This is a genomic window from Oleiphilus sp. HI0043 (assembly GCF_001634935.1).
The window spans coordinates 24,221-37,717 of record NZ_LWEY01001755.1; the positions used below are offsets into that span (position 1 = coordinate 24,221).

Here is a 13,497-nt window from a genome sequence, read left to right on the forward strand (position 1 = left end):
GGAGCCAAGTTTGCCTGAATTGCCAGAAGTAGAAACCTCTCGCCGGGGCATTGAGCCTTATATCAAGGGGCATAAAATCTTATCTATCAAGATCTATCAGCAAGCTTTGCGTTGGCCTGTTTCTAATGAACTCTATGAAATGACAAACCAGCCGGTTAGTGATGTTCTCAGGCGAGGTAAGTATATAATCATCTGTGTCCCTGACGGAAGTATACTGCTGCATTTAGGTATGTCTGGGAGTTTGCGTATAGTCGACGAGAGGACGCCACGGATAAAACATGATCATGTTGAATTCCACCTTTCCTGTGGAAAAATACTGCGCTTTAACGATCCGCGAAGGTTTGGCAGCATACTATGGTCTTCCAATTGGCAAGCGCATCCTTTAATTGCTTCTTTGGGGCTTGAACCTCTAAATGAGGAGTTCGACGGAGCGTATCTTCATCAAGCTGCCAAAAAGAGAAAACAAGCGGTTAAACAGTTCCTGATGAATAGTAAGCTCGTTGTTGGTGTTGGCAATATTTATGCAAACGAAGCTTTGTTCAAAGCGGGCATCTCTCCTATTCGCTCAGCCTCTCAAATCTCTTTAAAGCGCTATAACTTGCTTGCAGATACCATCAAAGAGGTCTTGCGTAAGTCCATCAAACAAGGAGGTACAACTCTAAAAGACTTTGTGGGAAGTGATGGAAAGCCAGGATACTTTAAGCAAGAGCTGAATGTGTATGGCCGAGGGGGTGAAGCCTGTGTCGAGTGTGGACAAGCGCTAAAGGAAATCAGGCAAGGTAATCGTGCAACGGTGTACTGTTCACAGTGTCAAAAATAATCTATTCGCCCGATTCGACAGTGGAGATATTGTGTCTATACTGAAATCAATGACAGATTTCAGGCATTTGTTCAGTAAGCTTAGGCTATTCAAGCAAACACCAGATACTGAACACTATGTGAAAGGCACCCAAGGAGACAAGTTCATGTACAGCCAATTTACCAAAGCCCTAAAAGTTATTATGTTCAGCCTTGTGTTGGCGCTACCCGCGACGGGCTGGTCAAACACGATTGAAGAAACGCCTTCAGCCGTTGCGATGACCGGCGACGCCTTGTTTGTAAGACCCGTAATGATTGCGACAACTATCTTAGGTGCAGCAATCTTTATCGTTTCTTCACCATTTTCTGCCTTAGGTGGTAATGTTGAGGAGTCCTTCGATGAACTGGTGGCTGGGCCTTTTAATACAGCGTTTATCCGCTGCTTAGGTTGTACAATGACCGGTCGTAAAGTCAGCGCGATAGTTTCCCAGGAAGAAGAATAAGCTTCACTTCTTCTTTCAAATAAAAAAGGCTGGTGTGATACCAGCCTTTTTTATTTCTATTCAAACTAGTTTAGTTTGATGCCTTTTGAATAAGCGCTTTCCAGTCAAAGCTCTGATCGCCTAAGGCGTGAAAGAATGGATTTAAAATATCTGCTTTCTGGTTGTAAGTGAGAGGTTTTAGATCGATATCGAGGATTTCACCGCCCGCAGCATTGAGTACGGCGTGTGCAGCAGCAGTATCCCACTCGCTTGTGAGCGCTAAGCGCGGATACCAATGAGCCGTTCCTTCCGCAATGGCACAGATTTTCAGTGAACTACCCATGCTGACTAAATTAATATCGTCAAATACCTCAGCGACATGCTTAAGAAGTTCATCCAAGGCTTCAGCTCCGTGGCGCCTGCTACCAACAACAGCCAGTGTGTCCTGAGTATTGACTGCGCTCACCTTAAGCTCAGTCTTAGCACCTTTTTCTTCTTTCCAGGCTCCTTGCCCTTTTAATCCGTAATACAGTGTTTGTGTAACAGGAACGTAGACAAGCCCCAGAATAGCTTCACCGTCTTCGATCAAAGCAATATTGACGGTAAACTCGCCATTTTTATTAATAAATTCTTTAGTACCGTCTAAAGGGTCAACCAGCCAATAACGCTGCCATGAAGAGCGCTCAGAAAACTGAGGCATACCACCTTCTTCAGAAAGAACAGGGTAGTTTAGAGCTAAGCTTGTTAAGCCTTGGTCTATCACCATATGAGCGGCGTGGTCAGCTTTGGTAACCGGAGAGTCATCGGCCTTGTTCTCAACTTCGATTGGCGAATCGGAGTTATAAACTTCGAGAATAGCCTCGCCCGCATCGATAACGATTTTCTTTAAATCTGGTAAAAGTTGTACTAGCTCATTCATGAGGGTTTGTAATATCCAATATAAAGTGTGTTGAAATAGTTGGCTTCGGCTAATAACTCTTAGAGGAGTGTTTGTGTGAACAGATTCCGAGCGCTAGAATAGCCGTTTTACGACAGTATAGAGAGTTTCATGATCGACTGGAATCAGATAGAAACAGTTTTCTTCGATATGGACGGTACGCTACTAGACCTCCATTTCGATAACTACTTTTGGCTAGAATATTTGCCAAAGCGTTATACGGAGCTGAAGAGCCTTAGTCATGACGATGCAGTGAAGTCGCTTCATGCTATGTACGAAGCACATCATGGTTCCCTAAACTGGTACTGTCTCGATTTCTGGTCTGATGCGCTCAACGTCGATATTGTGGAACTAAAGAAAGAAGTAAGTAATAAAATTGCGTATCGACCTCATGTTAAGGAATTCCTGGGAGCCGTCAAAAATATGCCTGTAGAGATGGCCATCCTTACCAATGCCCATCAAGGTAGTATTAGTGTCAAGCTTGAGCAAACCGACTTGGCTGACTTCTTTGACGAGATCATTTGTTCTCACGATTATGGCTTGGCTAAAGAACAGTCTGACTTCTGGCAGCGACTTCATAAGGCAAGGCCCTTTGATAAAGAAAAAACAGCTTTCTTTGATGATAATGAGGCGGTACTTGCCGCTGCAAAAGAATTTGGTATTAAGCACTTATATTCAATTGCCCAGCCTGATAGCCAGAAGCCTGACAGAGAGCAAGGAGATTTTCCCTTAGTTCGTGACTTTAGAGACTTGTTGTAAATGAGTACAGACGCAAAAGTAAGAATTGATAAGTGGCTTTGGGCTGCTCGCTTCTTCAAGACCAGAAGCTTGGCGAAAGAGGCAATTGATGGTGGTAAGGTGCATTATAATCAACAACGCTGTAAACCTGGTAAGACAGTTGATATCGGTGCAGAACTAACCATTCGCCAGGGTTGGTTTGATAAGGTCGTTATTGTTGAAGGTTTAAGTGATCGCAGAAAAAATGCGAGCTTGGCTCAAGAACTCTATCGTGAGACAGAAGAAAGTATTGTAAAAAGAGAGGAGGCGCTGGCGGAACGAAAGCAAGCAATGGCAGGCCTACCCGCACCTTTTAAAAGGCCAAATAAACGCGACCGCCGACGCATTCACCGTTTTAAGAATATAAATTCAGAATCTGAATGAGCTCTATCTTTAATGTGATAAGACTCGAAGTAACAGGATATATACATGATTGATCAAGATACTTTCCAGAAGTTCCTTTTTGAAGAGCTGCAAATTCGAGGTGAGTGGGTACGCTTAGGAGAGAGCTTCCAGCAGGCGAGCAAAAACATGTCTTACCCTTCAGAAGTTAAAGCGCTCCTGGGTGAAACGATCGCAGCCTCAGTTCTGCTAACCGGAACCTTGAAGTTTGATGGTCGTCTGTCTATTCATGCGCGAGGTGAAGGGGCGCTAAGTTTGTTGATGGCAGAAACGACGAACCTGAAGACCTTTAAAGGGGTTGCGCATTGGCAAGGTGACATTGAAGAAGGTCTGCCGTTAAAAGATTATTTAGGCAATGCGCAGTTAGTGATTACCATCGACCCTGATCGAGGAAACCGCTATCAGGGGATCGTCCCCTTAGAGCGTGAAACACTGTCTGAGTGTTTAGAGCAGTACTTTGAAATGTCTGAACAGCTCGATACCTATATGTTACTAGGTGCTGATGAGCTAGGTTGCTATGGCTTAATGTTACAAAAACTACCAGGCTATAGAGAAATTGAAGATCAGGATGCATGGGACAGGGTGACCCAACTGGCTAAGACATTGTCCTCAGAAGAACTCGTGAGCACAGATAATGAAACCTTGCTGGTGCGACTATTCCACGAAGAAAAAGTGATTACTTATCAATCTGAGCCAGTACAGTTTAAATGTTCGTGTTCCAAAGAGCGCACGGCGGCATCAATTCAAAGCTTAGGAAAAGAAGAAGCGCTGGATATACTGGAGCATGAAGCCGAGATTACAGTAGATTGTCAATTTTGTGCTGCACGTTACACTTTTGATCGGACAGATGTACAAAATTTATTCGATCTAGGCGAGCCCCATTAGGCTTATTTGTTTGAATAAGGTGAAAATATTACATATAAGCCTTATGCAAGTTCTAATCTGAAAATCTATCGCCTTTGCATGTTTTAAAGTGAACAAAAATGACTTGCTTCTAAATTTAGTCGTTTTTTGTACAACAATTTGGCATAATGGCGCCCCAAATTTTTCCAGGCTCTGTTTTAGAAAAAGCTAAAACGTAGTCAAACTTAACCCAAGTGAGGTCGAAGTGAGTAACACTTATGTTGATCTAAGCTCAGCCGTATTGGTAGAGCACGCACTTGAGCGCAAAGAAGGCAGCTTGGCTGCTAATGGTTCTTTAGTCGTTACCACCGGCAAAAGAACAGGACGCTCTCCTATGGACCGCTATATTGTTGATGAGCCGAGTACTTCGGATGCAATCGGCTGGGGTCCAATTAACCGACCATTCGACCCTGAAAAGTTCGATGCTTTGTGGGAACGAGTCGAGGCGTATTTGGCTGAGCGAGATAGCTATCTTTCTCACCTTCACGTGGGTGCAGATGCTGATCACTATCTACCTGTTAAGGTTGCAACAGAAACTGCTTGGCAGAACCTGTTTGGTCGCAATCTGTTTATCCGCCCTGAGCAATATAACCAGGCCGATAAGCAAGAATGGGAAATCCTAAACGTTGCAAGCTTTGAGTGTGTACCTGAGCGTGACGGTACTAATAGTGACGGTACAGTAATCATCAACTTCGCCAAGCGTCGCGTTTTGCTTGCAGGTATGCGTTATGCGGGTGAAATGAAGAAAGCAATGTTCTCTGTTCAGAACTTCTTGTTGCCAGAGAAAGACGTATTACCAATGCATTGTTCTGCAAACGTTGGTGATGACGGCGAAACAACATTGTTCTTCGGTTTGTCAGGTACAGGTAAAACTACCTTGTCTGCTGACCCTGCGCGTTACCTTATTGGTGATGACGAGCACGGTTGGGGCAAAGGCGTTGTCTTCAATATTGAAGGCGGCTGCTATGCGAAGACTATTGATCTATCTCAAAAGAATGAGCCAATCATTTGGGATGCGATCAAGTTCGGTGCAATCGTAGAAAACGTAGCGCTTTCTGATGATAAGCGTCTACCAGATTACACAGATACAAGCATTACTGAAAACGGTCGTTGTGCCTACCCGCTAGAGCACGTTGAAAAACGTGTTGCTGAAAACTTAGCAGGCGAGCCAAACGCTATCGTATTTTTGACTTGTGATATGACGGGTGTACTACCTCCAGTATCATTGTTGTCTAAAGAAGGTGCGGCTTACCACTTCTTAAGTGGTTACACGGCATTGGTTGGTTCTACAGAGATGGGTTCAGACTCTAAGTTGAAGTCTACGTTCTCTACCTGTTTCGGTGCACCTTTCTTCCCACGCCCAGCAGGCGTTTACGCTGAATTGTTAATGAAGCGTATGGAAGAGTTCGGTTCTAAGGTTTACTTGGTTAACACGGGCTGGACAGGCGGTGCTTACGGCACAGGCCAACGTTTCAGCATTCCGGTGACTCGTGCAATCATCAGCGCAATCCAGAGCGGCGCTTTGGCTGATGCTGAAACAGAGCACTTGGAAGCCTTGAATCTAGACGTTCCAACTTCATTGGAAGGTGTTGATGCTAAGTTGCTTAACCCACGTAATACTTGGGAAGATCCAGCAGCGTACGATGCAAAAGCAGCTGATCTGATCTCTCAGTTTGTTGAAAACTTCAAGAAGTTTGACGTATCTGATGCGATCGTTGATGCAGGTCCTAAGCAAGCTTAAATTAGCTTCCTTAAGACTAAAAACCCGGCGCTGAAAAGCTCCGGGTTTTTTTGTATCTAAATGAGTGCGATGCTCGAAACAGCTCCCATAGGCAGATTCTTAGAGAGTGGTGGAACCCTCTGCCTACAAAAAATAATCCCGTTGAAGTTCTTAAAAGTACCACTCATCTTCTTCATGTAATGACAAACTCTCAGCCCCGGATTGCAGCGCCGCCTGGTGTGCTTGAATCCGCGGTAAGATACGCGCAAAGTAGAACTTGGCGGTCTTTATCTTGCCTTTCAAAAAGCTTTCTGAGAATGTCGTGGTATCGTTATCTTGAAGCTTGGCTTCGGCTTTAGCTGCCATTTCCAGCCAGAAATAAGCCAAGGTTACATAACCTGAATACATCAGAAAGTCATAGGCAGCAGCGCCGACTTCGCCGTGATCTTGGAGAGCTTTCATACCGACGTTTTGAATCATTTGTGGCCATTCTTTACTGAGAGTTTTTACTTGCTCAGCAAGCTGGATTAGCTCGGTATCGCTGTCTTGTTTAAGTATCGATTTGGAGAGCACATGAAGCTGTTTTGTAAATAACATCAGTGCCTGGCCTTGGTCGCCCAATACCTTTCTTCCTAGCAAGTCGAGAGACTGAATCCCCGTTGTTCCCTCATAAAGCGTAGAAATCCGTCCATCACGGTAGATTTGCTCGACGCCAGTTTCGGTAATATAACCATGGCCGCCATAAACCTGGACAGCTAAAGAAGCAGACTCTTGACCGGTTTCGGTGAGAAATGCCTTGGCGATAGGCGTAAGTAAACCTAGTAGTTTTGCGGCCTCGGCATCGTTTCCGGCTTTTTCCCTATCAAGCAGCTCTGCACAATAGTGGCAAAATGCTCGACCCCCCTCAGCAAACGCTTTTTGAGTGAGGAGCATCCTGCGCACGTCAGCGTGACCTATCAAACCAGTGGTTTGTCCGCGCAATTTTTTATCCAGGGACTGGCCCTGAACACGTTCGACAGCATATTGATACGAGGCCTGAAAAGACTGTTCACTCATACCCACGCCTTGTAAGGAGGTTCCCAGACGCATCTCATTCATCATTTTGAACATGGCTTTAATACCGCCATTCTCTTCGCCAACCAGGAAGCCTTTTGCTTCTTCAAAGGCCATCGTGCAGGTAGGGTTGCTGTGTATCCCCATTTTTTCTTCAATACCAATACAACTAAGGGAGTTATATTCATTATTGTCTGGAAAAATTTTTGGCACCAAAAATAAAGATAGGCCTTTAATACCTTCAGGTGCACCCTTAATACGAGCGAGTACTAAATGAATAATATTGTCACTAGCGTCATGATCACCTGTAGAGATAAAGATTTTGGTACCTGATATCGCGTAACTGTTGTCAGCATTAATCTTTGCGCTACTTTTAATTTCACCTAGGTCGGAACCGCAATGAGATTCAGTTAAGCACATGGTGCCCGTCCAATTACCTGATACCATGTTGTGAAGGTAGGTTTGTTTTAATTCATCATTACCGAATGAAATCAGAGCTTTACATGCAGAGCTGGTGAGCGCTGTGAACATGCATAAAGATTGGTTGGTACTGGTCAACATTTCCGATACCTTTGAGCTAAGTGCTTCAGGTAGCGCTTGCCCACCCCACTCCTCTGGCATCGAGATTCCCATCCACCCTGCTTCAGAAAAAGCTTTAAATGCGTCGCGAATCTTAGGGTCTAGTAGTACTTTACCATCCTTGTAACGACAGCCATTTTGGTCTCCATGTTGATTGACGCTGCCCCAGACTTGCTCTGAAAACTCTGCAGCCTGGTCGAGAATTAAGCCCGCATCGTCATTGTCGATAGCAGAATTGCCCTTTATATGGAATTTCATATCAGTGATTGGCGCGCAATATTTCGACACGGTGCTATGCTCCTCTATTAATGTTCTTATCAATACGTCTATCAGTGTGCCGTACTTGTACTAAAGATTATTGCGATAGAAAAAATTTAGCACATTAACAAATGATAAGGACGTTATGAAAAGATTTGCATAGGATGAATATAAGCTAGGTCATTCAGACAAATGGATTCCCGCTCCAACCAGGTGGCCCTATTTTGCAGGGCAATTCACCTTGTATGTGGGAATGATGAGGGTGGAATGAACCTAAGAAAAAATTAAAAGCGTCAGCGGAGAGAGAGATGTCAGCAGAATTATATCCAAATATGTTAAAGCCATTGGACTTAGGTTTCACGACTTTAAAAAACCGTGTTTTGATGGGTTCAATGCATACAGGCTTGGAAGAAGAAAAAGATGGCCATGAACGAATGGCTGCTTTCTTTGCAGAACGCGCTCGCGGTGGAGTTGGCCTGATTGTTACGGGCGGTTTTGGTCCAAACCAGGAAGGTGCTACGCATCCTCATACCAAGTCAATTAAGACAGAAGAAGACGCACTAGCACATCGAACTATTACTGATGCCGTTCATGAAGCGGGTGGTAAGATCTGTATGCAGATTCTACATACGGGTCGCTATGCGTTTAACCCTAATTTGGTTGCGCCTTCTGCTGTTCAGGCACCGATTAACCCTTTTCCACCAAAAGAACTTGATGAAGCCGGTATCGAAAAGCAGATCAGTGATATCGTAATGTTAGCGGTTAATGCTCAAAAAGGTGGTTATGACGGCGTTGAAATCATGGGCTCAGAAGGTTATTTCATTAACCAGTTCTTAGCGAAGCGTACTAATAAGCGTGATGACCAATGGGGTGGCGAATACGAAAACCGTATGCGCTTGGCTGTAGAAGTCGTGCGTCGTACACGTGAAGCCGTGGGTGAAAAATTTATTATTATATACCGTTTGTCTATGCTCGACTTGGTTGAGGGTGGAAGCAGCTATGAAGAAGTACTACAGCTAGGTAAGGCGATTGAAAAAGCAGGTGCAACCATCATCAACACTGGTATTGGTTGGCATGAAGCACGTATCCCAACAATTGCGACAAAAGTACCGCGCGCAGCATTTACTTGGGTAACCGCTAAGTTCAAAAAAGAGCTTAATATTCCATTGATCACTTCTAACCGTATTAATACGCCGGAAGTGGCTGAAGAAGTTCTAGAGCGTGGCGATGCCGATATGGTGTCGATGGCACGCCCATTCCTTGCGGATCCTGACTTTGTTCAGAAAGCTTTTGAGGGCAAGAGCGACGAGATCAACACTTGTATCGGTTGTAACCAGGCTTGTCTTGACCACGTATTTAGCGGCAAGCTAACTAGCTGCTTGGTGAATCCGAAGGCATGTCACGAAACAGAGTTTGCTTCATCTCCAGTAGAAACGGCTAAGAAGTTGGCTGTTATTGGCGCGGGCCCAGCTGGTTTAGCATTTGCGACGTCGGCAGCTGAGCGTGGACATACAGTAACTTTATTTGATTCAGCAAATGAAATTGGCGGGCAGTTCAATATTGCTAAGCAAGTACCCGGCAAGGAAGAGTTTTACGAAACGATCCGTTACTTTGGCAAGATGATCGAGAAGACGGGTGTAAACCTTCAGCTTGGTCAGCGTTTGACAGCAGAGGACTTAAATCAGGGCGATTTTGATGAAGTTATTCTAGCTACCGGTATTAGCCCACGTACACCTGAAATAGAGGGTATTGATCACCCTAAAGTACTGAGTTATATCGATGTACTTCGCGATAAGAAAGAAGTGGGTAAGAAAGTAGCGGTAATCGGTGCAGGTGGTATCGGTTTTGATGTATCGGAATACTTAGCCCACTCAGGTGAAGCAACAAGCCAAAATATCGAAGCCTTTATGAAAGAATGGGGTGTTGATATGTCGCTAGAGGCTCGTGGTGGCATTGAGGGCGTTGAAGCGCAAGTTAGCCCTTCTGCTAGAGAAATCTACTTATTACAGCGTAAGAAGTCTAAAGTTGGCGCGAAGCTAGGAAAAACAACAGGCTGGATTCATCGCACGGGTCTAAATAACAAAGGCGTCAACATGATACCTGCCTGTACTTACGAGAAAGTGGACGATCAAGGTATTCACATTGATGTCGCAGGTGAGAAGAAAGTACTTGATGTGGATAACGTTATCTTGTGCGCGGGCCAGGAGCCACTGCGTGAATTAGTTGAGGGCTTGAATAAGCCATATCACCTGATTGGTGGTGCTGATGTGGCTGCAGAACTTGATGCAAAACGTGCAATTAATCAGGGTACGCGTTTGGCATTGGATATCTAAAGTCTTTAGATAAACAAGCAGCAAACAGAGCCGAGCTAGAGTTTCCTAGTTCGGCTTTTTTGTGCCATTCGCGTGCTGGTGGGAGAATAATTAAGCTATTCCTGCACCTCAAACTGCTTCTTGAAGGCTTGCAAGCCTTCCTGAACCAAGTCATAGGTCTTATCGATATTCTCGGCAATCTCACCTTCTAACACTCCTAATCCATCGAGTATCTCGCGTGCTTCAGAAAATCCGGTATCAATACCACCGCTAATAATATCGACAAACTTTTCGACTTGCTCACTCTCGTTCAATTCAGGGTGTTGTTGTTGATAAAGTGGAAACAGGCTAGTCGAGAAATTAACAATCCGGCCCGCTGTCGCTTCGGGTGAGACGTCCAGGCCTTGCTCATAACCGGACTGGATTGAGTTTTCGCCAAAGTCACCTTCTAGCTCTTTATTGATCGCATCGATAGCGGTCTGATAAAGCAGGCTCATAGGTTCGTTCTTGACGCTGAGGCTAACTTCGTAGTTAGCATTCAACACGGCAGCATTGAATTCTTTGCGAAGGGCCTCTACTTGACCAATTTGCTCTGTGCCATCACTTTGCGGTGAAGACCTTGCGTCACTAGAAGTAGTTTTTTCAGGTACGGACGATATATTAAGTCGGGTGTCGATTTGGCTAACAGGCATATGAACACTCCTCAGTAGCGGTAGGTCTTGATTAATTATTGACCAGTGCGTGGGGAGCAGCAAGCAAAACTTGGTAAGTATTTGTTCCTTATAGATGGCTAGCTGAGGCTATTGAGAAAACTTTTTTCGAAGGCGGGACAGGCTAACGGGCGTCATGCCGAGAAACGAGGCGATATGGTATTGGGGGATGCGCTCCAGGAAGTGAGGGTATTCTTTACAAAACCACTTGTAACGTTGTTCACCGTTATTGAGTAGCCGCTTGGCATCGCGTTTAGCATTGCGTACGAAGAGTTCATGCATAAAGGTGATTTCGAAACGTAATAACTCGGGATCATCATAACCATAGGAATGAAATTGATGGTAGTTCGCGACAACAAGGCTGGCGGGTTCGAGTGCTTGAATATAATAGGGGCAGGGTGTGCCATTTACGAAGCTTGATATGGGGCCCAGCATTTGACCTTCTTCATAAAAGCCTTCGTTTACTTCGTTGCCTTCTTGGTCGACATAGTAGAGCCTGAGAATGCCGTCAGAAATATAGAAAAACTCTTCGCAGGCATCCCCTGCTCGAATCCAATGATCACCTTCATCGAGTTCTTGAACATGGAAAAAATCTAGGAAACGGTCCCATTCCGCTAAGTTTGCTTTGAACTTCTTCTCAAGCATGTGTCGCATTTTGGCTATATGCTGGTTCACTTAGCTTCCTTTTCACTGGTCATTTGTTTTGAGCTGCTTATAGTAGTCTTTTTATCAAACGTGAACAAATAGCAGTTTGATGAATGTTTTTTAGAATTAGAAATAGCGAAGAAAATAAGGGGCGCGTTAGTCGCCCCTGATAGTTGAACTTACTATACTGAGGTTGAATGGCTTATACAGTCTCTTTAGAAAACACCTGTTTTAAGCCCTCAGCGGTTTGGCTAGCCAAGTCAGTAAGCTTTTCTGCATCGCCCTTAAACTGAGCTTGAACAGTCTCAGAAAATTCAGATTGTTGCTCTACAAAGGCGTTCAGTGAATCGCTATTTCTGATCTCTAATGCCGATTTTGCCTGGGCTATACCCATTTCAGCGTAGTTTGCAAAGGCTTGCGCTTGAATATCAACTAACTCACCTACGTTATTCAGTAGCAATCTATTCACTTCTTTTGCAGGCTCAACAAAGCGTTTCGCTTGTTCGCTTAATGAATCGATAAATTCGTTCATGTATGTCTCCTTGTTATTTACTAGTGGTGCATGTGCTGACCGCCGTTAATGGAAAGATTTGATCCAGTGATAAAACCAGACTGTTTGTCTGATAAGAAAGCAACAAGTCTCGCTATTTCTTTTGGATCACCCAGCCTGCCGACCGGAATTTGGGCGATAATTTGGTTTCTTATACTCTCTTCGACCGCCATCACCATTTCAGTTGCTATATAACCAGGGGAAATAGTGTTAACAGTAATGCCTTTGCTGGCTACTTCTTGCGCTAGTGACATGGTAATACCATGAATGCCAGCTTTGCTGGCAGCGTAATTCACTTGACCAAATTGGCCCTTTTCACCGTTGATAGAAGAGATATTAATAATTCGCCCGTATTGGCGTTTCAACATGAACTCGATGACATTCCGACAAGTATTGAAGGTTCCACTCAGGTTCACATCAATGACCTCTTGCCATTTTTGTGGTGACATTCGTTTTAAGCTGGTATCGCGAGTGATACCAGCGGTATTCACCAAAACTGCAATGGGGCCAATGCTTTCTTCAATATCAAGAATATTGCGGGTACAACTGTCAAAATCAGCAACCTCCAGTACACAGGTTTTAATGTCATAGCCTTGTGTTTTGAGTTGCGCTTGCCAGTTGTCGGCTTTTTCTTGGCTGCTGGATGCAGCAACAACGGTGTAGCCTTCATCATGTAGTGTTTGGCAGATCGCAGTACCTATTCCACCGGTTCCGCCCGTGACAAAAGCAACGTTTACATTAGACATATATGCCTCCTAATCGTGAGTTCAGATTCAAAAATCGGAAAACGAAAGAAAAGAGAGGTAACAGAGTTGAAACTCTACGGCATGTACCTGATTTTTGTCGTTCTTATAGTTTCTCATCATGAAGCTAGAGACTAGGGAAAGCTTTGATGTGAATCACATGGCGGATGGAAGGGTTGATTAATAGTAAAGATAATTGATGTAGATCAAAATATATACAAAGAGGGGTTTTGGGTTTGCAATAGTGGTACTGAGGTATTTACCACGTTCTCCATCGCTCAGTGATATCTTCGGAATACTCGTGGCCAGCGCTTTGTACAACTAGTTTAATCAGGGCGCAAATATCTTCTCGTTGGTCGGTCTCAATTAGCTGATGGTCGAGTTTGAAGTTCAGGTCATTTAGTTTTTTCACCAAAGACTCAATTTGGGTAGAAACCCAAGAAAAATCATTGTTTTGGTGATTGCTAGTCACATCATGGATAAATGCTGTAATTAGCTGGTCGCACTCCTCTACATGCTGCGCCAAGTATGCTGGCTCTTCATCATCTTCGATAAAGTCATACATCCAATGCAACAGGTAGTCCTTTTTTTCCTTGATTGTGCTGTTCATTTTAACTCTATACGTAGT

The 13,497-nt window shown here is 44.3% G+C and carries 14 protein-coding genes; 7 read left to right on the forward strand and 7 right to left on the reverse strand.

What is annotated here, in order from left to right:
- Positions 1 to 10: 10 nt before the first annotated feature.
- Positions 11 to 820, forward strand: a complete 810-nt coding sequence (mutM, locus tag A3729_RS26895) for a bifunctional DNA-formamidopyrimidine glycosylase/DNA-(apurinic or apyrimidinic site) lyase (protein WP_068508774.1) — start codon at positions 11 to 13, stop codon at positions 818 to 820.
- Positions 821 to 851: 31 nt separating this feature from the next.
- Positions 852 to 1,301 carry a hypothetical protein gene (locus A3729_RS26900; protein WP_231875638.1) on the forward strand — a complete coding sequence of 150 codons (450 nt, stop codon included), beginning with the start codon at positions 852 to 854 and terminating at the stop codon, positions 1,299 to 1,301.
- 70 nt (positions 1,302 to 1,371) lie between these two features.
- Here the strand turns inward: A3729_RS26900 and cysQ are convergent, their stop codons facing one another.
- Positions 1,372 to 2,199 (reverse strand): 3'(2'),5'-bisphosphate nucleotidase CysQ, encoded by an 828-nt coding sequence (cysQ, locus tag A3729_RS26905; RefSeq protein ID WP_068554990.1) that lies wholly within the window; start codon positions 2,197 to 2,199, stop codon positions 1,372 to 1,374.
- 129 nt (positions 2,200 to 2,328) lie between these two features.
- Here cysQ and yrfG point away from each other — a divergent pair, with 129 nt between their 5' ends.
- From yrfG to A3729_RS26925, 4 genes are all read left to right on the forward strand, one after another.
- On the forward strand, positions 2,329 to 2,976 hold the full coding sequence (gene yrfG / locus A3729_RS26910; protein ID WP_068508769.1) for a GMP/IMP nucleotidase: 648 nt from the start codon (positions 2,329 to 2,331) through the stop codon (positions 2,974 to 2,976).
- Positions 2,977 to 3,378, forward strand: coding sequence for a ribosome-associated heat shock protein Hsp15 (gene hslR, locus A3729_RS26915; RefSeq protein ID WP_068508767.1), 402 nt, complete (start codon positions 2,977 to 2,979; stop codon positions 3,376 to 3,378). It begins immediately after the preceding gene.
- A 45-nt stretch (positions 3,379 to 3,423) separates the two neighbouring features.
- Positions 3,424 to 4,281, forward strand: coding sequence for an Hsp33 family molecular chaperone HslO (hslO, locus tag A3729_RS26920; protein ID WP_068554988.1), 858 nt, complete (start codon positions 3,424 to 3,426; stop codon positions 4,279 to 4,281).
- 223 nt (positions 4,282 to 4,504) lie between these two features.
- Positions 4,505 to 6,040 carry a phosphoenolpyruvate carboxykinase gene (locus A3729_RS26925; protein ID WP_068508763.1) on the forward strand — a complete coding sequence of 512 codons (1,536 nt, stop codon included), beginning with the start codon at positions 4,505 to 4,507 and terminating at the stop codon, positions 6,038 to 6,040.
- 150 nt (positions 6,041 to 6,190) lie between these two features.
- Here A3729_RS26925 and A3729_RS26930 read toward each other — a convergent pair whose 3' ends face one another.
- Positions 6,191 to 7,939, reverse strand: a complete 1,749-nt coding sequence (locus tag A3729_RS26930) for an acyl-CoA dehydrogenase C-terminal domain-containing protein (RefSeq protein ID WP_068634469.1) — start codon at positions 7,937 to 7,939, stop codon at positions 6,191 to 6,193.
- Positions 7,940 to 8,217: 278 nt separating this feature from the next.
- Between A3729_RS26930 and A3729_RS26935 the strand changes: the two genes are divergently transcribed.
- Positions 8,218 to 10,242 (forward strand): NADPH-dependent 2,4-dienoyl-CoA reductase, encoded by a 2,025-nt coding sequence (locus A3729_RS26935; protein ID WP_068508760.1) that lies wholly within the window; start codon positions 8,218 to 8,220, stop codon positions 10,240 to 10,242.
- A gap of 95 nt (positions 10,243 to 10,337) precedes the next feature.
- Here the strand turns inward: A3729_RS26935 and A3729_RS26940 are convergent, their stop codons facing one another.
- The 5 genes from A3729_RS26940 to A3729_RS26960 form a co-directional block, all read right to left on the reverse strand.
- The gene (locus A3729_RS26940) at positions 10,338 to 10,913 is read right to left on the reverse strand and encodes a DUF5610 domain-containing protein (protein WP_068553373.1); all 576 of its coding nucleotides are present in this window, start codon (positions 10,911 to 10,913) and stop codon (positions 10,338 to 10,340) included.
- A 108-nt stretch (positions 10,914 to 11,021) separates the two neighbouring features.
- On the reverse strand, positions 11,022 to 11,606 hold the full coding sequence (locus A3729_RS26945) for a Crp/Fnr family transcriptional regulator (RefSeq protein WP_068508752.1): 585 nt from the start codon (positions 11,604 to 11,606) through the stop codon (positions 11,022 to 11,024).
- A gap of 172 nt (positions 11,607 to 11,778) precedes the next feature.
- A complete protein-coding gene (locus A3729_RS26950) occupies positions 11,779 to 12,108 on the reverse strand; it encodes a phasin family protein (RefSeq protein ID WP_068553374.1) in 330 nt (109 codons plus the stop codon).
- 20 nt (positions 12,109 to 12,128) lie between these two features.
- Positions 12,129 to 12,872 carry an acetoacetyl-CoA reductase gene (gene phbB, locus A3729_RS26955; protein ID WP_068508748.1) on the reverse strand — a complete coding sequence of 248 codons (744 nt, stop codon included), beginning with the start codon at positions 12,870 to 12,872 and terminating at the stop codon, positions 12,129 to 12,131.
- Positions 12,873 to 13,128: 256 nt separating this feature from the next.
- Positions 13,129 to 13,479, reverse strand: coding sequence for a hypothetical protein (locus A3729_RS26960; protein WP_068508746.1), 351 nt, complete (start codon positions 13,477 to 13,479; stop codon positions 13,129 to 13,131).
- Between the last annotated feature and the right edge of the window lie 18 nt (positions 13,480 to 13,497).